This is a genomic window from Mixta mediterraneensis (genome assembly GCF_014946725.1).
GTDB lineage: Bacteria > Pseudomonadota > Gammaproteobacteria > Enterobacterales > Enterobacteriaceae > Pantoea > Pantoea mediterraneensis.
The window spans coordinates 1-26,103 of record NZ_JACFXY010000017.1 but is presented as its reverse complement, the minus strand read 5'-3'; the positions used below and the strand labels follow the sequence as shown (position 1 = coordinate 26,103).

Below are 26,103 nucleotides of genomic sequence, written 5' to 3'. Positions count from 1 at the left end.
TCAGGAAGATAATGTTCTGATGAGATTAGAGAAATCTTCTTTAATATCGTGGCTCTCTTCACGCAGTTGCTCAATCTTGCGGCAGGCATGAAGCACCGTGGTATGGTCGCGACCACCAAACGCATCGCCGATTTCCGGTAAGCTGTGGTTAGTCAGCTCTTTCGCCATCGCCATTGCCATCTGGCGTGGGCGCGCGACTGAGCGTGACCGGCGTTTAGACAGCAGGTCCGCAACCTTGATTTTGTAGTACTCAGCAACCGTCTTTTGAATATTATCGATGGTGACCAGCTTTTCCTGCAACGCCAGCAAATCACGCAAAGCTTCGCGCACGAAATCGATAGTAATGGCGCGGCCGGTAAAATTGGCGTTGGCAATGACCCGATTCAGCGCGCCCTCCAGCTCACGGACGTTTGAGCGCAAACGTTTAGCGATAAAAAAGGCCACTTCACCCGGCAGGCGAATATCGTTTTCGTCGGCTTTTTTCATCAGGATCGCCACCCGCGTTTCCAGCTCCGGTGGCTCGATCGCGACCGTTAATCCCCAGCCAAAGCGCGATTTCAGGCGATCCTCAACCCCATTGATCTCTTTAGGATAACGATCTGACGTCAGGATGATCTGCTGATTGCCTTCTAATAATGCATTAAAGGTATGGAAAAACTCTTCCTGGGAACGTTCTTTATTGGCAAAGAACTGGATGTCATCAATAAGCAATGCGTCAACCGATCGGTAGTAGCGCTTAAACTCTTCAATGGCGTTGTTTTGCAACGCTTTTACCATGTCCTGCACAAAACGTTCTGAATGCATGTAAACCACTTTCGCATTTGGCTTACGCGCGATGATGCCGTTGCCGACAGCATGCAGCAGGTGCGTTTTACCTAAACCGGTCCCGCCATAAAGGAATAAGGGGTTATAGGCCCCGCCTGGGTTATCTGCCACCTGGCGTGCCGCCGCGCGCGCCAGCTGGTTAGATTTACCTTCGACAAAGTTGTCGAAGTTATGGCGGTTATTCACATTAGACCGATAAGTAACGTCGGCAGGAGCAGGGACGTTATCCCAGCTTGGACGCAGAATTTGTGTCGGTGCCGGACGACTCTGCACAGGCGCAGCAGGTGTGCTCACGCTGGCCATAACAGGCTGGCTGATGGCTGCGGGGTGTTGAACCGGACGTGTGCCCACTTCAAAACGCAGTAAAGGCACATCTGGCCCACAAAATTCGTTTAGTAAAGCATTGATGCTGTTAAGGTATTTATCCCGAACCCAGTCGAGTACGAAGCGATTTGGAGCATACAAGGCAAGCGTATTGTCGTTTAACTCAGCCTGCAGCGGACGAATCCACATGCTGAATTCGGTGGCGGGAAGCTCATCCTGCAAACGGGCAAGACACTGTTGCCAAAGCGTAAGTGACACGGCGGACTCCACTCGTACAAATTCGATAAGAATAGTAGGCGCTAGACTAAGAAACGTTCATATTTGACACAGACGAAAGAAAGCGTCTGCGACCGCTATCAGCGGTTTTCCATCCTGCAATCCCGGGAGGATCGTCAGAGGAAGGGCGGATCATAGCGCAAAGCGCGCCAGAGATCTCCCCTTTCTACACAGTTTTGATCCTTTTTATCCACAGGCGAAGGGCGCGAAGTGAAGTTTACCCGAGCTGTGGAAAAAACCAGCAGGGATCAGGCTGAATGATGCGATTTTTCTGGCAGCTTCTCGTTTTGCCCGCAAGATCCTGCAATCTGATCGCAATAAGATCCTGGGCGATCCTTGCGCTTTGGTGCGGAGCCCGTATAATTCGTCACCCGGCTTTGTCGCGCTATGCCCAATGCCCGGACTCAGCGGGCTGTATCCGGGCTTCCAGGTACCGTGAATAGCGAAGTAAATTGACTCTGGACTGTACAATTATTACAATCCCGCCTCTTTATTAAAGACACATTGAGGCGTTGGTCGAAATACTGGCCCAATAACGCGTCACCCAGTGAAATTTTCAAGTTTAGGTAGAAATCGCCATGAAACGCACTTTTCAACCGTCCGTACTGAAGCGCAACCGTTCACACGGCTTCCGTGCTCGTATGGCAAATAAAAATGGTCGTCAGGTTTTGGCACGTCGTCGTGCTAAAGGCCGTGCTCGTCTGACCGTTTCTAAGTAATAAAGCTAACCCTGATGGGTAAGCTCGCATTTCCCAGGGAGTTACGCTTGTTAACTCCCACTCATTTCACTTTCGTCTTCCAGCAGCCACAACGGGCTGGCACGCCGCAAATTACTATTCTCGGCCGCCTTAACGCGCTGGGGCATCCCCGCATCGGTCTGACCGTCGCTAAAAAACATGTTAAACGCGCTCACGAACGCAACCGGATCAAGCGATTGACCCGCGAAAGCTTTCGCCTGCGACAGCATGAATTACCCGCGATGGATTTTGTCGTGGTAGCGAAAAAAGGGATTGCCGATCTCGATAACCGTACGTTGGCGGAAGCGTTGGAGAAATTATGGCGTCGTCACTGTCGCCTGGCGCGCGGCTCCTGATCGTCCTGATACGCGTCTATCAACGCGTTATTAGCCCATTACTGGGACCACACTGTCGGTTCCATCCGACCTGCTCTCAATACGGAATTGAGGCATTACGCAGGTTTGGGATGTTAAAAGGCAGTTGGTTGACATTAAAACGCGTATTAAAATGCCACCCTTTGAACCCGGGTGGTGACGATCCTGTGCCGCCAAAAACCTTTGATACCAGAGAACATTAACGATGGATTCGCAACGCAATCTCTTCCTCATCGCTTTTCTGTTCGTGTCTTTCATGATCTGGCAAGCCTGGCAGACGGACCACGCTCCGCAGCCGCAGCAGACCCAGACCACGCAAAATACGAACAGCACAACGGGTGATGCCGCCAGTCAGGGTGTGCCGGCCAGCGGTCAGGGCAAAACGATCACCGTTAAGACCGATGTCCTGTCATTAAATATCAACACTCGCGGTGGTGATGTTGAGCAAGCTCAGCTGCTGACGTACTCGGACAAACTGGGTTCTGATCAGCCATTCCAGCTGCTTGAAACCACGCCAGGCTTTGTTTACCAGGCGCAGAGCGGGTTAACCGGTCGTAACGGCCCGGATAATCCGAACAACGGTGCGCGACCGTTGTTCACCACAACGCAGGATCATTTCGAACTGGCCGACGGTCAGACCGAGCTGCGCGTACCAATGACCTACACCGCCGAAAATGGTGTGGTCTATACCAAGACCTTCGTGTTCAAGCGTGGCGATTTTGCGGTGAACGTGGATTATCACATTAACAACACCACTCAACAGCCGCTGGAAGTGTCGCTGTTTGGTCAGTTAAAGCAAACCATCGACCTGCCTAAGCATCGCGATACTGGCAGCAATAACTTTGCTCTACACACCTTCCGTGGTGCGGCTTACTCGACCAGCGATGAGAAATACGAAAAGTATAAATTCGATACCATCGCGGATAACGAGAACCTGAACATCACCACCAACCATGGTTGGGTGGCAATGTTGCAGCAGTATTTTGCGACTGCATGGGTGCCGCGTACCGAAGGCAGCAATTCGCTTTATACCAGCAATCTGGGTAACGGTATTGCCGCGGTGGGTTACAAATCAGCCCCCGTGACGATTGCCGCCGGTTCGCAGCAGGACCTGGGCGCTACGCTGTGGGTTGGACCGGAAATTCAGGACAAGATGGCTGCCATTGCGCCGCATCTGGATCTGACTGTAGATTACGGCTGGTTGTGGTTCATCTCTCAGCCACTGTTTAAACTGCTGAAATTCCTGCACAGCTTTATCGGTAACTGGGGCTTCTCCATTATCGTAATCACCTTCATCGTGCGCGGCATTATGTACCCGCTGACCAAAGCGCAGTACACCTCGATGGCGAAAATGCGCATGCTGCAGCCGAAAATCCAGGCCATGCGTGAGCGTTTAGATGAAGATAAGCAGAAGATGAGCCAGGAAATGATGGCGCTGTACAAAACGGAGAAGGTGAACCCACTGGGTGGCTGCCTGCCGTTAGTTATTCAGATGCCTATCTTCCTTGCGCTGTATTATATGCTGATGGGATCGATAGAATTGCGCCATGCGCCATTCGCACTGTGGATTCATGACTTGTCGGCACAGGACCCGTATTACATCCTGCCGATCCTGATGGGGGTGACGATGTTCTTCATTCAGAAGATGTCACCGACCACCGTGACCGATCCGATGCAGCAGAAAATCATGACGTTTATGCCGGTTATCTTTACCGTGTTCTTCCTGTGGTTCCCTTCAGGTCTGGTGCTGTACTACATCGTCAGTAACCTGGTAACCATCATCCAGCAGCAGCTGATCTATCGCGGCCTGGAAAAACGTGGCCTGCACAGCCGCGACAAGAAGAAAGCATAAGACAGTTAGGCGGGAGACATCCCGCATTGAAACGGTCTATTCTGAGGCGGTCAAAGTGACCGCCTTTTGTTTTTTGTAGTGAGAGAGAATTTATGAGCCACAGCGAGACTATCGTTGCCCAGGCAACGCCTCCCGGACGCGGCGGTGTAGGTATTCTGCGTATTTCTGGCACGCGTGCTGCTGAAGTCGCGCAGCAGGTGCTGGGCAAGCTGCCTAAACCGCGCTATGCCGACTATTTACCGTTCAACGACGCCGATGGCCGCATACTGGATCAGGGTATCGCGCTGTGGTTTCCCGGTCCGAACTCTTTTACCGGTGAAGATGTGCTGGAACTGCAAGGCCATGGCGGCCCGGTGATCCTCGATTTGTTGCTGAAACGCATCGTCGCGCTGCCGGGCGTGCGCATTGCGCAACCGGGCGAATTTTCTGAGCGCGCCTTTTTGAACGACAAGCTGGATTTAGCTCAGGCCGAAGCGATTGCGGATCTGATCGATGCCAGCTCCGAGCAGGCGGCCCGTTCTGCGGTTAACTCATTACAGGGGGCGTTTTCTACCCGCATTAACCAACTTGTGGAAGCGCTTACTCACCTGCGAATCTATGTGGAAGCTGCGATTGATTTCCCGGATGAGGAAATAGACTTCCTGTCTGACGGCAAAATTGAAGCGCAGCTAAATACGGTAATCGGCGATCTCGACAGCGTACGTGCCGAAGCGCGTCAAGGCAGCCTGCTGCGTGAAGGGATGAAAGTGGTGATTGCTGGTCGCCCTAACGCGGGTAAATCCAGCCTGTTAAATGCGCTGGCAGGACGAGAAGCTGCCATTGTCACCGACATTGCCGGTACTACACGTGATGTCTTGCGTGAGCATATCCATATCGACGGTATGCCGCTGCATGTCATTGATACGGCGGGCTTACGTGAAGCCAGCGATGAAGTTGAACGTATCGGGATTGAACGTGCCTGGCATGAAATTGAGCAGGCCGATCGCGTGTTGTTTATGGTGGATGGCACCACGACCGATGCAACGGAAGCTGCGGCGATATGGCCCGATTTTGTGTCCCGCTTACCGGCTGAGTTGCCGATTACCGTGGTGCGAAATAAGGCCGATATGACAGGAGAAACGCTGGGGTTAACCGAAGTAAATGGTCACTCACTTATTCGCTTATCGGCACGTACCGGTGCAGGTATCGATGCGCTGCGTAATCATCTGAAGCACACCATGGGTTTTGCTGGCAATGTGGAAGGTGGATTCCTGGCACGCCGTCGTCATCTGCAAGCTCTGGAGTTAGCGGCTACTCACTTACTTCAGGGCAAAGAACAGCTGCTGGGTGCCTGGGCGGGAGAGCTACTGGCTGAAGAGTTGCGCCTCGCACAGCAGGCATTGAGTGAAATCACCGGCGAGTTTACTTCAGACGATCTGCTGGGGCGCATTTTCTCCAGCTTCTGCATCGGGAAGTAATATTCCCTGCACTGTGTGGTGATGGCATAAAGACATAAACTCTGCCCGACAGCGAACGGAGCGTTAACAGGCCGCTATTAAAGGCGGTTTTGCCATATTGAAAAAGTGAAATGAGGCAACAATGCTGTTTGACTGCGTCGATACATTGCAGTATAACGGTTATTGCCTTGGCCTGACGATTCTCTTACCGCTATGGGTAGTGTCTAGTCTGTTCAGTGCGCTGATAGCGTAGGTTTACCCGGTAAAAGCAAACGCGTACCGGCTGGCCCCGGCGAATCTGTTATTGGTGATAAACATTAACCTTTATTTTGCTTTTAATAAGGAATGGAGAATGAGTAATCCGCTCGATACCGCCGCATTAGACAGGTTGTTTAACGACGCTCGCACTCACAGCTACTGGCAGGATAAACCGATTGACGCAGCCGTGTTGGAACAGCTCTACGCGCTAACCGCACTTGGCCCGACTTCGGCTAACTGTTCGCCGGGACGCTTTGTATTTGTCACCTCCGCTGAAGGCAAAGAGAAATTAAAACCGGCGCTTTCTTCCGGCAACCTGGAAAAAACCATGGCCGCGCCCGCGACGGTGATTATTGCCTGGGACAGCGAATTTTATGAGCATTTGCCTGCGCTGTTTCCACATGGCGATGCGCGTAGCTGGTTTACCAGCAGCCCGAATCTGGCAAAAGAGACGGCATTTCGTAACAGTAGTTTGCAGGCCGGTTATCTGATTCTTGCGGCACGTTCGTTGGGGTTGGATGCGGGCCCGATGTCCGGTTTCGATCCGAAGAAGGTGAATGACGCTTTCTTCTCTGACAGCAAATGGCAGGTCAACCTGCTTATTAATCTGGGCTATGGTAACGGCAGTAAATTGCATTCACGTTTACCGCGCCTTAGTTTTGATCAGGCTTGTAAATTCGCTTAATAAGATTTGCGCCGCGATATTATTCGCGGCGCAAATCTGTGGAAATTAATGCAAATTGCAGTGTTTCCTTTTCTCTCCCGCTTTCAATTCGCGATATATCCGTACTAATTTATTCACTGGCTCATCAGTTATCATTTTGCGGATCTGTAAACATGCCGGTATCCATATGAAAAACATATGTCTGGCAATTAATTGATACTGAAAAAAATAGATTTCCGTCGTTTCACCTTAAGCCAAATTTCAATTAGCTAGAAAAACTTCGTACTGACAGCTAATTAGCTTCGTGATTATACTAGCGGGCAAATAACTCTTTATTTATCTGACGTTGCCAGTTTAATGTGCCAGCGCTTAGCGGCTTGCCTCTTTATTCATTATCAGAGGGCTGAATAGCCATGACCAATCCTCGCGAAATAGTCGAATTAAGTTATGCCATTCGTAAAATGGCGGAAGCTAAAATTGATGATATTAATGACATCAACCGTGAAACCACAATTTTGGCACTCAATGCTTTAATTGAAGCCGCGCGTGCCGGTGAGGCCGGACGCGGTTTTGCCGTGGTAGCGAACCAGGTCAAACAGGTTTCCACCACCATCGGTGATATTACGCAGAGCCTCAACCGTGAGCTAGCGGGATCGTTGTCGCACCTGACGGCGTTAGGTGACGTGATGATTAATCAGATCCAGGCGCACGACAGCCATCGCTGCACCGATTTAGCCCTCAATATGATCGATATTATCGATCGTAATCTGTATGAACGCTCTTGTGACGTACGCTGGTGGGCGACCGATGCGGCAGTTGTCAACTGCACTAGCGAAGCCAGTAACGAGGCACGTGAATATGCGGCGCAGCGTCTGGGAGTGATTCTCGACAGCTATACCGTGTATCTCGACATCTGGATCACGGATACGCAAGGCAACGTGCTGGCTAACGGACGTAGCGATCGCTATTCGCTACGTCAGCAAAATATCAGTCACCTTTCGGTATTTCGTGATGCTATAAAGTTACGCAGCGGAGCAGATTACGTGGCAGCCGATATTACTACTTTGCCCCAGTTGCGTGATGCTGCTGTGGCGACCTACGCCACGGCAATTCGTGAACACGGCGAGAACAACGGGCGCGTGACAGGCGCTCTGCTGATTTTCTTTGACTGGGCTCCTCAGGCGCAAGCAGTGGTCAACAGCGTGCGTCTCAGTAAAGAAGAGTGGAGCCGCTCACGCTGCATGATTCTCGACTCACAGTATCGGGTGATCGCCAGCTCCGATCCGCTGGCTAAGATTGGCGATCGCTATCCATTGAATACCGGCGGCAAGCTCTCGGGCAGCTGGCAACCCGAGCCAGGCCGCAACGTTTCCTTTGCGCTGACGCCCGGTTATGAAAGCTATAAAGGATTGGGTTGGTATGGTGTGATTGAGCAGCGACAGGGGTAATTACGTCGCCTGTGGCTTGCTCCCAAATAATGGTCATCTTTTCCGAATAGTCTCATTCTGCACTGTGCTGGATGCAATAAGTTCAGGAAATTCTTACAATGCAGCTGATGATTATCTGACCATTTTCACGGAGCGACAGATGGCTGGGCATTTTGTACGTTGGACGAGCGATTCCGGTTTTCCAGTCGGGAACCTGCGTATGCCTCAAAATGTCATCGACGCCGCGCAAGGCTTTGCCGATCGGCGTCGCGGCGAACGCTTTCTTGCGGCGCGTGCGTTGCTGGCACAATTGATGCTACGCGTATATGGCATTAACTCTCTTCCCCCCTTGATCACGCATTGCAATGGCCGGCCAGCCTTTGCCGATAACGATCTGCCGGATTTTAGCATCGCTTATGCGGGAAATATGGTCGGCGTATTGTTGGCAGAAGAGGGTGAACGTGCCGGACTGGACGTGGAGATTGTGCGTGCTCATAGCCGCCAGAAGCAGGAGCAGCTAATGCAGGGATTAACATCCGGGGAGATCGCCTGGATTAATGCCCAGCAGGATTTTATGGAAGCGGTGACGCAAATCTGGACGCTGCGTCAGAGCATCCTGAAATTAACCGGTGAAGGTGAGAACGGGCTGGATTCGTTGCGTTTGCTGCCTGGTGCGGGCCGTTTACGCTCGACGCTTTATCCAGATATTCAGGTGGTATGCGATGCCGAGCCGACACTGGTTTGGGCCTGCGCCTTGTCGTCTGCGACGCAGCGTTTGCACTTATGGGAAATGGACAGCGCACATCAATGGCGCGCGCTACGTGAAGTAGAAGTGAACAAACCCAATATTGGTCCGTGCGCTCTGCGCCTGACCAGCCTGCCTGAAGAAAGGCGTTTTCATCCTGCGATATAAACCGGCGGCTCTCAGGATAAACATGGCCGCAACGTTATCGGTTGCGGCCATGTTTAATGCTTTACGCTGAGTCTTATCGCGCCATTAATGCGCGTCGATAAAGACAATTTTCAGGACAAACAGCAGTGCGACGATCACCACGCACGGGCTGATTTCACGCCAGCGACCGGTGCCCAGCTTCATCACGCAGTAAGCGATAAAGCCCAGCGCAATACCTTCGGTGATTGAGAAGCTGAACGGCATCATTGCCGTCGTGACAAAGGCCGGTACTGCTTCGGTCAGATCATCCCAGCGCACGCGTGACAGGCTGGCGGTCATTAACACGCCCACGTAAATTAACGCACCCGCTGCAGCATAGGTTGGCACCATCGCCGCCAGCGGCGACAGAAACATCACCAGCAGGAACAGGATGCCAGTGACAATGGCCATCAAACCCGTGCGCCCGCCGATAGCCACACCCGACGTACTTTCGATATAAGCGGTAACGGAAGATGTCCCCACCAGGGCGCCGCTTACTGAGCTGATGCTGTCAACATACAGCGCCTGCTTCATGCGCGGAAACGTGCCTTTTTCGTCAGTCAATCCAGCTTTATCAGTGACGCCAATCAGCGTGCCAGAGGAGTCAAACAGGTTCACCAGCATGAAGGAGAAAATCACGCCCGCCATGCCAACATTGAACGCGCCTTTAATATCTGCCTGACCGATCACCGAAGTGATTGATGGCGGAGCCGAAAAGAGGCCAACGAATTTGACATCGCCCAGCAACCAGCCAATCGCGGTGGTGATCACCATAGAAATCAATACCGCAGCATGAATATTACGTGACGCCAGGATGGCAATAATAAAGAAGCCAAGCGCACCGAGCAGCACGCTGTGTGAGGTCAGATTACCTACAGCAACCAGCGTGTCGGGATTAGGAACGATAATGCCAGCATTTTTCAGCCCCATCATGGCAATAAACAGGCCGATACCGGCGGTTTTACCCACGCGCAGGCTAAGCGGGATATTAGCGATCATCCAGTAACGCACGCGCAGCAGCGTCAGGATCAGCAGGCCCAACGCACCCCAGAAAATAGCGCCCATACCCATTTGCCAGGAATATCCCATTGCGCCAACGACGACAAAGGCGAAGAAAGCATTCAGGCCCATGGCGGGAGCCAGCGCAACCGGTAGGTTAGCGATCACCCCCATCAGGATGCTGCCAAAGGCAGCGATCAGGCAGGTGGTGACAAACACGGCCTGCGTATCCATGCCCGCGACGCCTAAAATTTGCGGGTTGACGAATACGATGTAAACCATCGTCAAAAAGGTGGTGATACCGGCAATAACTTCGGTACGCACCGTGGTGCCGTGTTCCTGCAACTTAAAGATGCGCTGCAAAAAGCCTTGATTATTCATTTCATCTGTCCAGAAGAAAAACTGTCGGCGCGTATCCTGGCGATTTTACCGGCGCAATACAATGATTTTCCGCAACCGATTGCTGGGGTCGCAATCTACGCTGAGTACGGTAGAGTGTGAAGATACTCATAAATCAAAGGATAGAGTCAGATGACTGTAGAATGCGTATTTTTTGACTGCGATGGCACGCTGGTAGACAGCGAATTGCTGTGTACCCAGGCCTACGTACACACTTTTGCCCGCTATGGCATTGAGCTTTCGCTACAGGAGATGTTTGAAAAATATAAAGGCGTCAAACTTTACGACATCATTCGCGACGTCGGCGAAGCGCATCAGGTTACGTTACCGCTGGAAGAAGTAGAAACCGCTTATCGTGCGGAAGTGGCGCGGTTGTTTGATAAGGAACTAAAGCCGATTGCCGGGGCAAAGGCGCTGGTAGAAAAGATGAAAGTGCCGATGTGTGTGGTATCGAACGGGACGGTGAAGAAAATGCAACACTCGCTGGGTTTAACCGACATGCTCGGGCATTTTGCGGAACGTTTATATAGCGGCTATGACATTTTGCACTGGAAGCCAGACCCGGAGCTGATGTATCACGCTGCCGGGCAAATGCAGGTGCCGGTTGAGCATTGCATTCTGGTTGATGATTCTGAAGCCGGTGCACGCGCAGGGATCGCAGCGGGCATTCCGGTGTTTTATTACTGCGCTGATGCACACAATCCTGAGCTTGATCATCCGCTGGTAACGCGATTCGAGAATATGGCTGAACTGCCTGCTTTATGGCGTGCGCGTGGCTGGGATTTAGTGTAATCATCTTTATCCCGTAACCCAGGGACGCCAGTGCTGACCGCAAACCGCGCTAGTACGCCTGCCGTGCAGGCTGACAGTAGGCGACAGCATTTTTCCCGGTGACGCCGCTGGGACGCTCAGCTCACCAGATGATGTTTATCTAACCGTTTTAGCGCGATGGCCAGCAGCAGGCTACCGCCTAATGTCACGCCAAAGACCCACGGTAGGTCCAGCAGCGGGCGGGACATATCATCGTAATGATGAGTACGTAAAAAATGGATAAATAACGCGTGAAATCCGTAAATTGGCAGCGAATAGCGCGCAATGATCGCCAGTCCTGGCAGGGTGCGTCGGTGAAACGCGTTTTTGCACAGCACCAGCAAACAGATGGCGGCGATAAACACCAGCGGACCGCAGTACAGATACCAGGTATCGTTAAACGCGCCGTTGATTTCCAGCGCCTGTCGGGTGCCCAGGGTGATGCCAGTGACGCAGAGAATGAATCCGCTCGCCGCCAGCCATGTCATACCCCGTTTTTCGGTGTCCATGGTGCCGATAGCGCGGCCCAGCAACGCATATAACAGGTAGTAAATACTGTCGCCACTGACGTACAAATTTACCGGTAGCCAATGAAACGATCCCAGCGACTGGTTAACAGTATTGGGATTGGCCAGCACCGCCAGCACCGCGACCAATAGCGCGACATAACGTGTCTTAACAGCTTTAACCTGAATCAGCGGTGACAGTAAATAAATACCAATCAGCGCAAAGAAAAACCACAGATGATAGAACACCGGTTTTTGCAGCATTTTCAGCAGCGATCGTCCTTCGCTGATTGGCGTTAACCAGGTGATATAAGCCAGTGATACTGCGCTGTAGAACAACAAACACAGCACCAGCCGTAACATATGACGCGGTTGGGCGCTGCGCTCGCCAAAGAACAGATAGCCTGAAATCATGAAAAACAGCGGCACGCAGACGCGCGACGCAGCGTTCAGCAGGTTGGCAATGTCCCAGCGTAGCCCGGTAACTGCCATGGGCCCGGTGATATACCAGGTGGTGGTATGAATAACGATCACCATCAGGCAGGCGATAGCCCGTAAATTGTCAATCCAGTAAATCTTTTGCGGCATGGCTTCCTCTGGCGCAGAACTCCGTGCGAAGAAGGTTAGCCAGTCAATCGCACGCCAACAACCTTCGACGTCAGGATTCAGAGCCATCCGTGATGGCTGGGGCTGAAACGCCGGTATGTCGGCATTTTTTCATTTATCGCTTCATTTTGGCTCACGGCTTAAAACCGGCTGATTCGGCAATCTACGGCCTCTCGCAAACGGTCAACGGCAGGTATACCGGGGAAAGCCATCGTAATTTTTATGAGCGGGCGGCACAAAACGGTTTCATTGCGATGGCGTAGACGATTTCCTTAACGTGTCGCTTTTGTCGCATAAACCCCGTTCAAACCACCCAGGATTTCCGGCTGCACATCGCGCGGTCAAAGGGTATACTGTCGCACTCTTTTTTCATCTGGCCGAAACGCGTGCGAATTCAACATGCAAAAGTTTGATACCAAGACCTTTCAGGGCCTGATCCTGACCTTGCAGGATTACTGGGCACGTCAGGGCTGCACCATTGTTCAACCGCTGGACATGGAAGTGGGCGCTGGCACATCTCATCCAATGACTTGCCTGCGCGCTATTGGCCCAGAGCCGATTGCCACTGCTTACGTGCAGCCGTCCCGCCGTCCAACCGACGGTCGCTACGGTGAAAACCCGAACCGCTTACAGCACTATTATCAGTTCCAGGTGATGATCAAGCCATCGCCGGACAATTTGCAGGAGCTGTATCTCGGATCGCTGAAAGCGTTGGGCCTTGATCCAACGGTGCACGATATTCGCTTCGTTGAGGACAACTGGGAAAACCCAACGCTGGGCGCGTGGGGACTCGGTTGGGAAGTGTGGCTCAACGGCATGGAAGTCACACAGTTTACCTATTTCCAGCAGGTGGGCGGGCTGGAATGTAAACCGGTCACTGGCGAGATCACCTACGGTCTTGAGCGTCTGGCGATGTACATCCAAAGCGTTGACAGCGTATACGACCTGGTGTGGAGCGACGGACCGCTGGGCAAAACTACTTACGGCGACGTGTTCCATCAGAACGAAGTGGAGCAATCTACCTATAACTTTGAATACGCCGACGTTGATTTCCTGTTCACCTGTTTCGAGCAGTACGAAAAAGAAGCCCAGCAACTGCTGGCGCTGGAAAAACCGCTGCCGCTGCCCGCTTACGAACGCATTCTCAAAGCCGCACACAGCTTTAACCTGCTGGATGCGCGCAAGGCGATCTCGGTAACCGAGCGTCAACGCTATATTCTGCGTATCCGCACCCTGACCAAAGCCGTGGCTGAAGCTTACTATGCCTCACGCGAGGCGATGGGCTTCCCGATGTGCAAAGACAAAAAGTAAGAGGCAGCCATGACAGAAAAGACCTTCCTGGTGGAAATTGGCACCGAAGAGCTGCCACCGAAAGCCTTGCGCAGCCTGGCAGAAGCCTTTGCTGCCCTGGTCACCGCTGAACTGGACGCAGCGAATCTGGCCCACGGCGAAGTGAGCTGGTTTGCCGCGCCGCGCCGTCTGGCGTTGAAAGTCGCCAGCTTAAGCGCCGCACAGCCAGATCGTGAAGTTGAAAAACGTGGACCAGCCATTGCTGCCGCATTTGATGCAGCAGGTAATGCAACCAAAGCCGCTGAAGGCTGGGCGCGTGGCAACGGTATTACCGTCGATCAGGCAGAGCGACTGCGCACTGACAAAGGCGAATGGCTGGTCCATCGCGCCCAGGTAAAAGGCGAAGCGGCGCAAGCGCTGCTGCCAGCCATGATTGCGAACGCGCTCGGCAAGTTGCCGGTGCCGAAACTGATGCGCTGGGGCGCAAGTGATGTGCAGTTCGTGCGTCCGGTGCACACCGTGACGATGCTATTGGGCGATGAACTGATCCCCGGCACCCTGTTGGGGATTGAATCTGCCCGGATCATCCGCGGCCACCGTTTTATGGGCGAAAGCGAAATCACGCTGGATAACGCCGATCAGTATCCAGAAGTTCTGGAAAAACGCGGTAAAGTCATCGCTAATTATCAGACGCGTAAAGCGATGATCAAAGCTGATGTTGAAGCGGCGGCACGTCAACTGGGCGGCAACGCTGATTTGAGCGATGACCTGCTGGAAGAAGTTACCTCACTGGTGGAATGGCCAGTGGTGCTGACCGCAACCTTTGAAGAGAAATTCCTTAAAGTGCCGGCTGAAGCGCTGGTCTATACCATGAAGGGCGATCAAAAATATTTCCCGGTGTACGGCCATGACGGCAAATTGCTGCCGCATTTCATTTTTGTTACCAATATCGAATCCAGCGATCCGCAGCAAATTATTTCCGGTAATGAAAAAGTGGTTCGCCCACGTCTGGCGGATGCGGAATTCTTCTTCGATAACGACCGTAAAAAGCGGCTGGAAGATAATTTACCGCGCCTCGAAACCGTGCTGTTCCAGAAAGAACTGGGCACGCTGCGTGACAAAACCGATCGCATCCAGGCTCTGGCAGGCTGGGTTGCTGCGCAAATTGGTGCTGACGTTAACCACGCCATGCGTGCCGGTTTGTTGTCGAAGTGTGACCTGATGACCAATATGGTCTTTGAGTTCACTGACACCCAGGGCGTGATGGGTATGCATTATGCGCGCCATGACGGCGAAGCCGAAGATGTCGCGGTTGCGCTGAATGAGCAATATCAGCCGCGCTTTGCCGGTGACGATTTACCGTCCAGCCCGGTGGCGTGTGCACTTGCGATTGCCGACAAGATGGACACCCTGGCCGGTATCTTCGGCATTGGACAGCATCCGAAAGGCGATAAAGATCCGTTCGCGCTGCGCCGTGCGGCGCTGGGAGTGTTGCGTATCATCGTCGAGAAGAATCTGCCGCTCGATCTGCAAACCCTGACGGAAGAAGCGGTGCGTTTGTATGGCAGCAAGCTGAGCAACGCCAATACCGTTGATGACGTTATCGACTTTATGCTGGGCCGTTTCCGCAGCTGGTATCAGGAAGAAGGCCACAGTATTGATACGCTGCAAGCGGTGCTGGCGCGTCGTCCGACTCGTCCGGCTGACTTTGATGCACGCATGAAAGCGGTATCGCACTTCCGCACGCTGGAGGAGGCAGCGGCGCTGGCGGCGGCCAACAAGCGAGTTTCTAATATCCTGACGAAGTCGTCAGAAACGCTGAACGACAGTGTGCAGGCTTCGCTGCTGAAAGAGAACGAAGAGATCCAACTGGCGACCTTCGTGACCGCATTGAGCAGCAAGCTGCAGCCTTATTTTGCAGAAGGCCGCTATCAGGAGGCGCTGATTGAACTGGCGCAGCTGCGTGAAGCGGTAGATAACTTCTTCGACAAAGTCATGGTCAATGCAGACGATCCTGCGGTGCGCGTTAACCGTTTGACGCTATTAGCGAAACTTCGCGGGCTGTTCCTGCAGGTCGCGGATATATCGCTGTTGCAGTAAAGCACATAGCAACAAGGGGCGAACCCGTTTCGCCCCTTGTTTATGCCGTGCCTGCTTTACGGCCCACGACTTCATTTCCTTAACATTTCCCTAAAATGTATTCATTAGCCGGTTTGCTTTACCTGTCTTTTGTGGGCAACGCCTTTCCGTGGCTCGGTGGTGCCGTCTCTCTTCATCTGAGACAGGCGTTAACCAACAGAGCGTTGCGCATGAGTACGCGTTAAGCGGAGGGTGGCGTAGTGCGGGCAAAACTTTCGCGCTGAAACAGCGTTTCAGCAAGTTTGACCAGTGCCGGGCGTTCGACACACCAGTTTGGCACCACGCGACGGAAATTGAGATAGCCAATCATGCAGCCGATCGCAATATCCGCCAGGTTAATTTGCTGAGTATTAATCCATTTTCCTGCGACAGCGGCTTTCTCCAGCATATCCAGACCGCGCTGAATTTTTTCACGATTACGCAACAGGACTTTTTCGGACTGCTGATCGCCTGCCCGCATTTGCTCGCGCACAATCACCAGCGCGGAATCACTGATTCCATCCGCCAGTTTTTCCAGCTGGCGAACGTTTAACGCTTCAAGCCGATCGCTGGGCAGCAAAGCGGGGGCTTCGCCACGTAGTTCGAGAAATTCAGCGATAATGGCGGAGTCGAACCAGGTTTGTTGATCGTCAGCTACCAACGCAGGGACCTTGCCGAGGGGATTATAGTGAGGAACATGGCTGTCCTCGCTGTAAGGCGACAGGTTAACAAACTCAATGATAATGCCTTTTTCCAGCATCATAACGGAAATCTTGCGCACAAACGGGCTGGTATAGCTGCCAATCAGTTTCATTGAGGGCCTCCAAAAAACGTTTAACTACGATTCGTCTGGAAACAAAAACGGGTTGAGGCTACTGCGGGCAAAGCCTTCCTGCTCCATGCGTGCGTCCAGCACCAGTGAAGCGAGATCGTCTGCCACGGGTTCAACCGCAGGGTCCTTTTCCTGAGTCAGGATTTTGAGATAAGTGCCGCAATCGCCGCAGCTTTCTGCTTTTACAGCGGATTGTTCGCTGTCCAGCGACCAGAAATGCAGGTCGCGCGTTTGATCACAACAGGTACACCGGTTGCCTGCCACATACCATTCGCTTTCGCACAGGTTACAGTGAAGATAGCGCGAGCCGTCGTGATTGCCCATATGTACCACGCCGGCAACCGGTATGCTGGCGCAAACCGGACAAAACTGGTGCTGTTCGCCATATTCGGCACGTGCTTTACCGGGTATTAAGGCTGCCATTTGTGCCCAGTAAATTGATAACGCCGCCCAGATAAAAGGCGATTTGTCGCTGCTGACGTGGGCAAAATCCTGGGCGAATAGCGCACTGGCTAAGGCTTCAAGTTCAGTAGCCGACGCTTTTTCCAGATTCTCCAGCACGGCCAGTGCCTGACCGCTCATTTCCGGCTTGAGTTCGGCTATCAGTGAATGCAGCAAACGATGCCAGTGCATATCACGCGGCAGGGTATGAATATCGAGAGGGGGTTTGCCTTCATGGGCGCTTTGCACCAGCCGATCACGCAGATCCATGTGCAGCGGATGATCGTACAGCACGATTTCTTGCGCCCCGGCGATAACCGCTGCAAAACGCAGATAATCGCCAAGCGGATTTTTCGCCGCCAGGTCACGCAGACGCGCAGCACGACGGCTGTAAAAATTTTTTAGCCGTGGGAAAAATAACAGCGGAAGCATCTCCACCGTGGTTTTATCGCTCTTCTCCAGCTGATCGAGCGGGATGATGCGAATACTCATCAGGGGCGTTTTCCTGTTGTGATGGCCGTTTGCGCTATTCACGATAGCAGTGAGGATGATATTTTTTTCGCTCAGCCTTCAACCACTGTGGTACGTGTGCCTGTGAATCAGCGGCAAGGATGTCAGATAACATTACCGTTGGAGCAGCAGAACTAAGCTGATGATAGCAGCCCAGAATACACACTTCTGACCAAAATGATATTTACCGGGCTTCAAATGACACTGGAAAAAGCAGCGTGATTGGCTTAACGATGCCAGCGCAAAGCAAAACAGCCTGTCATGCTGGCTTGTCGCAGCGGCAGCGCCGGTTCAAAATGTATCCGGGCCTGGAAAATAATACCTTCATGATGCGGTTTTAGTTCGGACGAAGACAAAGTGAAACTAAAAAAAGCGGAAAGTAACGTGAATGCGCTCGAAATCGCAGGCCTGTGTGAAACACAGGTCTGGCAGCGTAACGATTTGCAGCAGTCGCAGGCCGACTGGCTCGCCGAAGAGGTGCCGGTTGCGCTGGTGTATAACGGTATTTCGCATGTGGTGATGATGGCGACACCCAAAGATCTTGAGGCATTTGCGCTGGGTTTTTCGCTGTCAGAAGGGATTATCGACGCGCCAGGCGAGATTTTCGGCATGGAAATAATACCCGGCTGCAATGGCATTGAGGTACAGATTGACCTGTCAAGCCGGCGCTTTATGGCGCTTAAAGAGCAACGGCGGGCGCTGGCAGGCCGGACCGGTTGCGGTGTCTGTGGCGTTGAACAGTTAGATCAGATTGGTAAACCGGTCGCGCCGTTGCCTTTCACCCAGACATTTGCACTGTGTAATCTGGATCGCGCATTAACACAACTGAAAGATTACCAGCCGGTAGGCCAAAGAACCGGTTGTACGCATGCTGCGGCGTGGGTGATGCCAAACGGCGATCTGGCGGGCGGGAGTGAAGACGTAGGGCGTCACGTAGCGCTGGATAAGCTGCTGGGTTATCGCAGTCAGACGCACTGGGCGCAGGGCGCGGTACTGGTTTCCAGCCGGGCCAGCTATGAAATGGTGCAAAAGTCTGCGATGTGCGGCGTTGAAATCGTATTTGCCGTGTCTGCCGCCACGCGCCTCGCGGTTGACGTGGCCGAGCGCTGTAATTTAACGCTGGTCGGCTTTAGCAAGCCGGGACGTGCCACCATCTATACCCATCCTCGGCGGCTGATTTAAACTCCCCCACACCTGCGGCACACTTTTCTGTAACGTATTTAACGCCGTAGCGCACCCGTCGGGGAAAACCCCGTATTTAGTAGGGCATTGATTACCCTTTTATGGATCATGAATTTAACTATAATGATTCGACTGCTTACGCGGCACGCTCACACGCAAGTGCTGCTCAAACACTAAATGGAGAGGAAGAACATGAGTTATTCACTGCCATCCCTGCCTTACGCATACGACGCACTGGAACCGCATTTCGACAAGCAGACGATGGAAATCCATCACACTAAACACCACCAGACCTACGTTAACAACGCCAACGCGGCGCTGGAAGGCACAGAATTTGCTGATCTGCCGGTTGATGAGCTGATCACTAAACTTGATCAGCTGCCAGCAGACAAAAAAGGCCCACTGCGTAACAACGCGGGCGGTCACGCTAACCATAGCCTGTTCTGGAAGGGCCTGAAAACCGGTACTACATTACAGGGCGATCTGAAAGCGGCAATCGAAAAAGATTTCGGTAGCGTTGAAAAATTCCAGGAAGAGTTCGAGAAAGCCGCCGCAACCCGTTTCGGCTCTGGCTGGGCGTGGCTGGTTAAAAAAGGTGACAAACTGGCTGTGGTTTCTACCGCAAACCAGGATAACCCACTGATGGGCGAAGCAGTTGCTGGCGTCTCTGGCTTCCCAATCCTTGGTCTGGATGTGTGGGAACATGCTTACTATCTGAAATATCAGAACAAGCGTCCTGACTACATCAAGGCATTCTGGAATGTGGTTAACTGGGACGAAGCAGCCGCACGTTTCGCTTCAGCTAAATAATTTAACATTACGTTAAATTCACCATAATAAACCGATGGAAGCCATTTCATCGGTTTTTTATTACAGGTTTAACGGCAGTTTACTTTCTATCGTCGCTTATTAAACCAAAAATAAACAATTAATCGTTTTTGACTCTGTAAGCTCTCATTTATGGTGGCATTAACGCGCCGTTGATAATTCTCACCGTACGCTAAGCGTCATTATCACTTCAGGGTGTGACGCTATCATGTCGATGATTACTGCTTATGAGACGAATATTGATTCGCCCGCTTCGCTGTTTTTCCCGTTAGTTAGCGGAAAACAGGTTCCGGATAAACTATGGCTGAGTAAACGCTTCCGCATGAAGTTTGTGTTAAGGACGCTAATAGCGCCGGTCACGACGCTGCGCTACTTACATCGGCTTTCCCGGCTACCGCAAATTGCGCAGTTAATGAACCAGCAAGGGCTGTTGCCTGCCAAGCTGCACCGTCCCTATCTGCGTGCCGGAATCAGCGTGGCGGCGCGAGCGCAGGCGATTATCGACCATTATCAGTTTATGCAGCAGCTGGAAAACCCGATGTTGCGCCAGCTACTGCAAAGTCCGGGTGATAATGTGATTGCGGCTTTTCAGGGCAAAAATAATGAAAGCTTTTTAATTAGCTGTAGCCCAGGATATTACGACCGTGAAGGGGAAGTCACATTAGTACTGCGTTATCAACAGCAGATTATTGCTTCCCTCTCTTTTTCAGTTATTAATGAAAAGCAACAACGCACCTTATTAATTGGTGGGTTACAAGGGCCAAGGAAAAATATTAACCATGAGGTTATTCGCGAGGCTACTAAAGCTGCACACGGCGTATTTCCCAAACGGCTGTTAATGGATGTCGTGTTTATTTTCGCGGAACTGTGTGGCGTGCAAAAAATTGCCGCCGTGGGCGACGATACGCATGTTTTTCGCAGCCTGCGTTATCGTCACAGTAAAAGCGAACATTTTTTTGCCAGTTACAGTGAGTTCTGGCTGTCGCTAAACGGAGAGGAACGCGCAGACGGGATATTTACGCTGCCTTTAAGCCTGCCGCGTAAATCTCTGGAAGAGATTGCCAGCAAAAAACGCGCCGAATATCGCCGACGTTATGAACTGCTGGATGGCCTGGCGGAGCAGGTTTATGCCGCCGCCGGACAGCGTAAGGTCGATCAGGCCACAGCCTGATCGTCACTCAAAAGGCGTTTTTAGCGAAACCGGTCATGACCTGCAGACCCATTTCGCGTCCCAGCGCGGTCATTGGATGCACCACAACCAGGCCGCGCACGCTTTTCTTCAGCGCGCCTAAGTTCGCTTGCTCTTTTTTGGTAATTTCGCGATGAAAGGGCAATTTTTGTAGTTTCTGCGCTTCTACACTCAGCTTCTCGACGCGCTGATTACGCAGGCGTTCAATCTCGGTAACCAGCGTTTCTTTCTCTTTTAACAGCGTGCCTAACTTCTCTGAATCACCCGACTCCAGCAGCTGCAGCTCTTTGCGGTTCAGGGCGTCCAGCTGATCGCTAAGACGTTTGATTTCGTTCTTTTCTGGCTCTTTCATAAAACAACTCAAACTCATTGAGGAAAACAGGCAAAGGATACACCAAAATCGGGGCATATTCTCGATGTGGTTAGGACGATAACAGGCGCTAATGCGCCCGTTAAGCTTTAACTGGCAGGTTTCTTAAACGCTTGCTTCAGGCTGATGCGGGAAATCAGCTCCGTGAGCGACAGTACCATAGTGGAGCGCACCATCTGTAAATAGCGTAACTGCTGCATAGCACGCAGATCGACATCATCGGGATGGAATTCCGGCACCGGCGGCCATGCCGTTACGCAATGCAGCTCGCCAAATGGACCGAGAATTTCATCATCAGTAAAGCGATAATCGCCCGCATCATGATTTAATTCTTCGCGCAGCGCGAGCAGCAATTCACAATCTTCATACTCGTGGCGATTAATCACGCCCAGACCATAAATCAGCTTGAGCCGCACCGGCAATTCACCAAGCGGACCATCACCGAGCAGCAGTGGTTCAACGGCGTATTTCACAGCGTAATCGTCTTTACGAAATACCTGTAATACCAGCAGATTGACCGCTTCGGCTAACAGTTCAACGGCGGCGATCAGAAAGCTTCTCACCGAGCGACCGGCGTTCAGGCGCTCAAGCACCCGGTTCTCAAAAGCTTGCTTCTCTTCCATTATTGCCTGCATGGGTTTAATACTGCCGTCGGGCGCAGGCGAACTGCGCCCGGCTTGCATCGCTAACACGCGCGCATTATGCCATAGCGTTATATGCGCTCACTACCGAAGTCACCACCTCGCTGTCGGCCTCAAGGCCAGAAACCTGAGCTAGCGTGGCTTGTGGACCTTTTTCCTGTAATAACGTGGCGAGTTTTTGCGCTTGTGGATCCTGATCGCTGCGGTAATGCATAGCGGCAGCAATGCCCTGCACCAGATTAGCGTGCGGTAACTGGTATTCCAGCGTGCCCAGCGTTGGCTTGATCAGGCGATCCCCGGCGCTCAGCTTACGCAGCGGCTGGCGGCCTACGCGCTCAACGTCATCTTTCAGGTATGGATTTTCAAAACGACCCAAGATTTTCTGAATGTAAGCCGCATGTTTGTCGGCTTCAAAGCCGTAGCGTTTGATCAGCACCGCGCCACTTTCTTCCATTGCGCCTTTCACTACCGCACGGATTTTATCGTCCAGAATAGCATCACGAATGGTTTGATGACCGGCTAACTGACCGAGGTAGGCGGTAATCGCATGGCCGGTATTCAATGTGAAAAGCTTGCGCTCAACAAACGCCATCAGATTGTCGGTCAGCTCCATACCAGCAATCTCTGGCAGCGCGCCTTTGAACTGGGTTTTATCGACAATCCACTCGCTGAAGGTTTCAACGGTGACTTCCAGCGGATCGCTGCTGCCCGCTTCTGAAGGAGGCACGATACGGTCAACCGCAGAATCAACAAAACCGACATGCTGTTCCAGCCACGCGTGGTACTTCTCCGGCAGCGCTTTCAACACATGCTGTTTTAGCTGGCTGGTACCGCGCACCATATTTTCACAGGCAATGATATTTAACGGACGGCTATTCCCGCTGTCGCTACGTTTGGCCAGGCCTTTTGCCACGCTACCAGCGATGCGCTCAAGGATCTGCGGACCCACAGCCGTGGTAACCATATCAACCCCGGCAACCAGCGAAATAATATCCTCGCTGGCGCTGTTTACGGCGCTTACGTTTTTAACAATTTCGATTTTCGCCTGCTCGCCGACCACATGAACGGGATACTCATGACGCGCGTTTAGTGCATCCAGCACGACCTGATTGACGTCTGCAAATACCAGTTCGATGCCCGCATCGGCTAACAGTTTGCCAATGAAACCACGGCCGATGTTGCCTGCTCCAAAATGTAACGCTTTCATAAACTTGACCCATATCAAAAGACGAAAGGGCGAGCATGCCCGCCCCAGGGAAAATAAACTGACTGAATTACGCGATAGCCGGACTGCCTGACAGCAGATCCAACACTTCCTGCACGCTGGCGGTATTGGCCAGCTTCTCAATGACCCGATCGTCGTCCAGCGCGTTGGTCAGGCTGGTAATCACCTGAATATGCTCGTTATTACGCGCAGCAATACCAATGACCAGACGGGCAATATCCTCTGCTTCCTCACCAAACTGCACACCAGCCGGATACTGGCAGAACACCACACCGGTTTTCAGTACGCGGTCCTTAGCTTCGACTGTTCCGTGAGGCACAGCAATGGATTCACCGAGATAAGTTGGCGTCAGTTTCTCACGTTCCAGCATCGCTTCGACATATTCTGGCTCAACGTAGCCGCCTTTCACTAACTGTTCGCCTGCAAAACGAATCGCCTGCTCTTTATTCGTTGCGCTCTGACCGAGAAAAACATTGTCGGCGCCCAGTTTGAACAGCTGCGCATTGCCTTCATCGTGGCTGTCGCTCACCGTTTGTGGTGTCGTTGCAGGCTTAGCTTCGCCACGATTGGCTGTGGCTAAACGCTCGGTCAGGGTGCTATACAGCGCGCTGTCGAGGAAGTTATTCAGCGAAATGTGCTGAGCATGAGGAGCCTGGCGAATCGCGCGTTCAGTTAAGTCGCGGTGAGTGATTACCAGATCCACATCACCCGGCAGGGCATTGATGGCGGTATTCGTTACTGACACATTGCTCAGACCGGCGTCCTGCACTTTCTTACGCAGCACGCCCGCACCCATTGCGCTGGAGCCCATGCCAGCATCACAGGCGACGATAATTTTACGCACATGATCCAGATCGACACTCATCGCATCGCTTGCCACTGCAGCACCACCCGCAACGCTCTGTCCTTTAGACTGGGCTTTCATGTCCTGCATACGGCGGGTTGCCGCTTCAATATCGTCCTCTTCTTTCACTTTGCTGGGTTTCAGCAGGATCGCTGATACAACAAAAGAAACCACGAAGGCCGCGATAATCGCTGCGATATTGGCAAAATAGGTACCTTTTGGCGTCATTGCCAATACCGCCAGGATAGAACCTGGTGAGGCGGGAGAAACCAGACCGCCTTTCAGCAGGGTCAGGGTAAACACGCCAGTCATACCGCCGAGGATAACTGCCAGCAGCAGGCGAGGCGCCATCAGCACGTAAGGGAAGTAAATTTCGTGGATACCGCCAAGGAAGTGGATAATCGCCGCACCGCCCGCAGACTGTTTTGCACTACCACGACCAAAGAACATGTACGCCACCAGCACACCCATACCGGGGCCTGGGTTAGCTTCAATCAGGAAGAAAATAGATTTTCCGGCTTCGCTGGCCTGCTGGATGCCCAGCGGCGAGAAGATACCGTGGTTGATTGCGTTGTTAAGGAAAAGAATTTTTGCGGGTTCAACAAAGATGGACGTCAGCGGCAGTAAATTGTTCTGCACCATCAGGTTTACCCCGGCGGCGAGAATGTGCGACAGGCCTTCAACCAGCGGACCAATTGCCAGAAATGCCAGTAACGCCAACAACATACCGATAATACCGGCAGAGAAGTTGTTAACCAGCATTTCGAAACCGCTTTTGATCTTGCCATCAATGGCACGGTCAAATGATTTAATCGCCCAGCCACCCAGTGGACCCGCAATCATGGAGCCGAGGAACATCGGCATATCTGCGCCAACAATCACGCCCATGGTGGTGATCGCACCAACCACACCACCGCGATCGCCACCAACCAGACGCCCACCGGTGTAACCGATCAATAGCGGCAGCAGGTAGGTAATCATCGGCCCAACCAGTTTGGCCAGCGTTTCGTTTGGCATCCAGCCGGTTGGAATAAACAGCGCTGTGATGATACCCCAGGCGATAAACGCTCCGATGTTTGGCATCACCATATTACTCAGAAAACGACCAAAGCTTTGTACTCTGACCTTCACTGATGAGGACATAAACTCACCCCTTATTGAGACGCGCTGCAATAGGAGAGCGCGTTTGTTTTTGTTTAGCGACCATGGCGGGGAGCCGTTGGTATTACTGTATGCACGCGGACTCTACCACGCGAATATGACGCTGCGTAGCACCCAACCTAAATGTGATTAAGATCACGCACTTACGGGGTTACTGAGGGTTATTTAAGTGATATGGATCACAAAAAAAGGGTGTAGGGAAGCCATATTGGCGGCAATTTGAACGTATTCCGGGAAGGTGTGTGATTTAGATCACAATTAACAGAGGACGGTTTGTTTCATTTATGTGATTTAGATCACAAATATTTTTTTGGTCAAAAATGCGCCAGATCACACTTTAGTCACGCAAGCTACGGGCTGGATAAAATCTGAAAGAAAGTGATGCGATAAAGAGCAGGGTAAGCGCGGCGGCTTACCCTGAATTTCAACTATTGAGAGCTAGCCTGCACGGCATTTTGTGCCTGCGTCAGCGCTTGTGCATTCGCTGATAGATTGCTCATCAGCGTATTATATTGCGTTGCCTGATCCTGGGTCGGAAATTGCACACCGCCATCGTTAAAACTCACGCGCGTGCCCTGCGTTTGCAGAAAGTCACCGGTTTGCACCGCGCCCTGGCTCAACGCCTGTAATTTAGGCAGCAGCGGAATCAGCAAGTTAGCGGGTTGTGTTACTATTTTGTCATACACGCTGTCGTAAACCTTTTTAAGATCGTCCGGCTGTTTTAATGCGGCCTTGCTGCTGTCGGCCTGCATTTTGGCGCTCTCGATCTGTTGCGTAACCATGACTAACGCGCCGTTGGCCTGACGCAATGAATCACGGCGAGTGAGATAATCTTGCGGAACGCGAATCGCTGACAGCTCATCAACTACCGGGCGCATTCCTTGATCAACGGCTTTATTAGCCTGCAGCGAAAAACCATAATGTCGCTACCGATGTAAAACTGGCCCACCTGCCGATGTAAATCTGACCCACCTAGGGTAAAAATGGCAGTTTTAAGGCACTGCCAATGATGACATTGGAGACCAGAGTGGAGATTAGTGTTTTACAC

23 protein-coding genes and 2 pseudogenes are annotated in these 26,103 nt (G+C 52.3%); 14 read left to right on the top strand and 11 right to left on the bottom strand.

Annotation, left to right across the window (positions count from 1 at the left end; all coding sequences use genetic code 11):
• Positions 1 to 1,407 carry a chromosomal replication initiator protein DnaA gene (dnaA, locus tag H2P46_RS20565; RefSeq protein ID WP_193406678.1) on the bottom strand — a complete coding sequence of 469 codons (1,407 nt, stop codon included), beginning with the start codon at positions 1,405 to 1,407 and terminating at the stop codon, positions 1 to 3.
• A gap of 596 nt (positions 1,408 to 2,003) precedes the next feature.
• Here dnaA and rpmH point away from each other — a divergent pair.
• From rpmH to H2P46_RS20525, 8 genes are all read left to right on the top strand, one after another.
• On the top strand, positions 2,004 to 2,144 hold the full coding sequence (gene rpmH / locus H2P46_RS20560) for a 50S ribosomal protein L34 (RefSeq protein ID WP_015369029.1): 141 nt from the start codon (positions 2,004 to 2,006) through the stop codon (positions 2,142 to 2,144).
• Between the two features lie 14 nt (positions 2,145 to 2,158).
• On the top strand, positions 2,159 to 2,518 hold the full coding sequence (rnpA, locus tag H2P46_RS20555; protein WP_193406677.1) for a ribonuclease P protein component: 360 nt from the start codon (positions 2,159 to 2,161) through the stop codon (positions 2,516 to 2,518).
• Entirely contained in the window at positions 2,482 to 2,739 is a 258-nt protein-coding gene (gene yidD, locus H2P46_RS20550) for a membrane protein insertion efficiency factor YidD (protein WP_193406676.1), read from the top strand. Before rnpA ends, yidD begins: the two co-directional genes overlap by 37 nt.
• Positions 2,740 to 2,741: 2 nt before the next feature.
• Positions 2,742 to 4,388, top strand: a complete 1,647-nt coding sequence (gene yidC, locus H2P46_RS20545) for a membrane protein insertase YidC (RefSeq protein WP_193406675.1) — start codon at positions 2,742 to 2,744, stop codon at positions 4,386 to 4,388.
• 92 nt (positions 4,389 to 4,480) lie between these two features.
• Positions 4,481 to 5,845 (top strand): tRNA uridine-5-carboxymethylaminomethyl(34) synthesis GTPase MnmE, encoded by a 1,365-nt coding sequence (gene mnmE / locus H2P46_RS20540; protein ID WP_193406674.1) that lies wholly within the window; start codon positions 4,481 to 4,483, stop codon positions 5,843 to 5,845.
• A gap of 331 nt (positions 5,846 to 6,176) precedes the next feature.
• On the top strand, positions 6,177 to 6,767 hold the full coding sequence (locus H2P46_RS20535; RefSeq protein ID WP_193406673.1) for a malonic semialdehyde reductase: 591 nt from the start codon (positions 6,177 to 6,179) through the stop codon (positions 6,765 to 6,767).
• 392 nt (positions 6,768 to 7,159) lie between these two features.
• Complete coding sequence (locus H2P46_RS23290; RefSeq protein WP_193406672.1) at positions 7,160 to 8,194, top strand: methyl-accepting chemotaxis protein; 1,035 nt, start codon at positions 7,160 to 7,162, stop codon at positions 8,192 to 8,194.
• Positions 8,195 to 8,333: 139 nt separating this feature from the next.
• Positions 8,334 to 9,086, top strand: a complete 753-nt coding sequence (locus H2P46_RS20525; protein WP_193406671.1) for a 4'-phosphopantetheinyl transferase family protein — start codon at positions 8,334 to 8,336, stop codon at positions 9,084 to 9,086.
• A gap of 84 nt (positions 9,087 to 9,170) precedes the next feature.
• On the opposite strand, the gene H2P46_RS20520 is transcribed toward H2P46_RS20525, so the two are convergent.
• Positions 9,171 to 10,484, bottom strand: a complete 1,314-nt coding sequence (locus H2P46_RS20520; protein WP_193406670.1) for an NCS2 family permease — start codon at positions 10,482 to 10,484, stop codon at positions 9,171 to 9,173.
• 150 nt (positions 10,485 to 10,634) lie between these two features.
• Here H2P46_RS20520 and yieH point away from each other — a divergent pair, with 150 nt between their 5' ends.
• A complete protein-coding gene (gene yieH, locus H2P46_RS20515; RefSeq protein ID WP_193406669.1) occupies positions 10,635 to 11,294 on the top strand; it encodes a 6-phosphogluconate phosphatase in 660 nt (219 codons plus the stop codon).
• A gap of 116 nt (positions 11,295 to 11,410) precedes the next feature.
• On the opposite strand, the gene H2P46_RS20510 is transcribed toward yieH, so the two are convergent.
• Entirely contained in the window at positions 11,411 to 12,406 is a 996-nt protein-coding gene (locus tag H2P46_RS20510) for an acyltransferase (protein WP_193406708.1), read from the bottom strand.
• 417 nt (positions 12,407 to 12,823) lie between these two features.
• On the opposite strand from H2P46_RS20510, the gene glyQ reads away from it, so the two are divergent.
• Both glyQ and glyS read left to right on the top strand, forming a co-directional pair.
• On the top strand, positions 12,824 to 13,735 hold the full coding sequence (glyQ, locus tag H2P46_RS20505) for a glycine--tRNA ligase subunit alpha (protein ID WP_193406668.1): 912 nt from the start codon (positions 12,824 to 12,826) through the stop codon (positions 13,733 to 13,735).
• 9 nt (positions 13,736 to 13,744) lie between these two features.
• Complete coding sequence (glyS, locus tag H2P46_RS20500) at positions 13,745 to 15,814, top strand: glycine--tRNA ligase subunit beta (RefSeq protein ID WP_193406667.1); 2,070 nt, start codon at positions 13,745 to 13,747, stop codon at positions 15,812 to 15,814.
• 220 nt (positions 15,815 to 16,034) lie between these two features.
• Here the strand turns inward: glyS and H2P46_RS20495 are convergent, their stop codons facing one another.
• From H2P46_RS20495 to H2P46_RS20485, 3 genes and pseudogenes are all read right to left on the bottom strand, one after another.
• Complete coding sequence (locus H2P46_RS20495; protein ID WP_193406666.1) at positions 16,035 to 16,646, bottom strand: glutathione S-transferase; 612 nt, start codon at positions 16,644 to 16,646, stop codon at positions 16,035 to 16,037.
• 24 nt (positions 16,647 to 16,670) lie between these two features.
• Complete coding sequence (fdhE, locus tag H2P46_RS20490) at positions 16,671 to 17,597, bottom strand: formate dehydrogenase accessory protein FdhE (RefSeq protein ID WP_193406665.1); 927 nt, start codon at positions 17,595 to 17,597, stop codon at positions 16,671 to 16,673.
• A gap of 141 nt (positions 17,598 to 17,738) precedes the next feature.
• A pseudogene (locus H2P46_RS20485) lies at positions 17,739 to 17,804 on the bottom strand (formate dehydrogenase cytochrome b556 subunit); the annotation flags it as partial.
• Positions 17,805 to 18,014: 210 nt separating this feature from the next.
• Between H2P46_RS20485 and fdhD the strand changes: the two are divergent.
• The 3 genes from fdhD to H2P46_RS20470 all read left to right on the top strand — a co-directional run bounded on the left by fdhD (position 18,015) and on the right by H2P46_RS20470 (position 20,796).
• Positions 18,015 to 18,797 carry a formate dehydrogenase accessory sulfurtransferase FdhD gene (gene fdhD / locus H2P46_RS20480; protein WP_289775961.1) on the top strand — a complete coding sequence of 261 codons (783 nt, stop codon included), beginning with the start codon at positions 18,015 to 18,017 and terminating at the stop codon, positions 18,795 to 18,797.
• A gap of 192 nt (positions 18,798 to 18,989) precedes the next feature.
• Positions 18,990 to 19,607, top strand: coding sequence for a superoxide dismutase [Mn] (sodA, locus tag H2P46_RS20475; protein WP_193406663.1), 618 nt, complete (start codon positions 18,990 to 18,992; stop codon positions 19,605 to 19,607).
• 226 nt (positions 19,608 to 19,833) lie between these two features.
• Positions 19,834 to 20,796 carry a VirK/YbjX family protein gene (locus tag H2P46_RS20470; RefSeq protein ID WP_193406662.1) on the top strand — a complete coding sequence of 321 codons (963 nt, stop codon included), beginning with the start codon at positions 19,834 to 19,836 and terminating at the stop codon, positions 20,794 to 20,796.
• A gap of 7 nt (positions 20,797 to 20,803) precedes the next feature.
• On the opposite strand, the gene H2P46_RS20465 is transcribed toward H2P46_RS20470, so the two are convergent.
• The 5 genes and pseudogenes from H2P46_RS20465 to H2P46_RS20445 all read right to left on the bottom strand — a co-directional run.
• Positions 20,804 to 21,166: a YibL family ribosome-associated protein gene (locus H2P46_RS20465; RefSeq protein ID WP_193406661.1), complete on the bottom strand. Its 363-nt coding sequence runs from the start codon at positions 21,164 to 21,166 to the stop codon at positions 20,804 to 20,806.
• A 107-nt stretch (positions 21,167 to 21,273) separates the two neighbouring features.
• Positions 21,274 to 21,867, bottom strand: a complete 594-nt coding sequence (gene mtlR, locus H2P46_RS20460) for a mannitol operon repressor MtlR (RefSeq protein WP_193406707.1) — start codon at positions 21,865 to 21,867, stop codon at positions 21,274 to 21,276.
• 16 nt (positions 21,868 to 21,883) lie between these two features.
• Positions 21,884 to 23,032, bottom strand: a complete 1,149-nt coding sequence (gene mtlD / locus H2P46_RS20455; RefSeq protein ID WP_193406660.1) for a mannitol-1-phosphate 5-dehydrogenase — start codon at positions 23,030 to 23,032, stop codon at positions 21,884 to 21,886.
• Between the two features lie 67 nt (positions 23,033 to 23,099).
• On the bottom strand, positions 23,100 to 25,037 hold the full coding sequence (locus H2P46_RS20450; protein ID WP_193406659.1) for a PTS mannitol transporter subunit IICBA: 1,938 nt from the start codon (positions 25,035 to 25,037) through the stop codon (positions 23,100 to 23,102).
• 446 nt (positions 25,038 to 25,483) lie between these two features.
• Positions 25,484 to 25,975: pseudogene (locus tag H2P46_RS20445) on the bottom strand (DUF3053 family protein); the annotation flags it as partial.
• Positions 25,976 to 26,103: the final 128 nt, after the last annotated feature.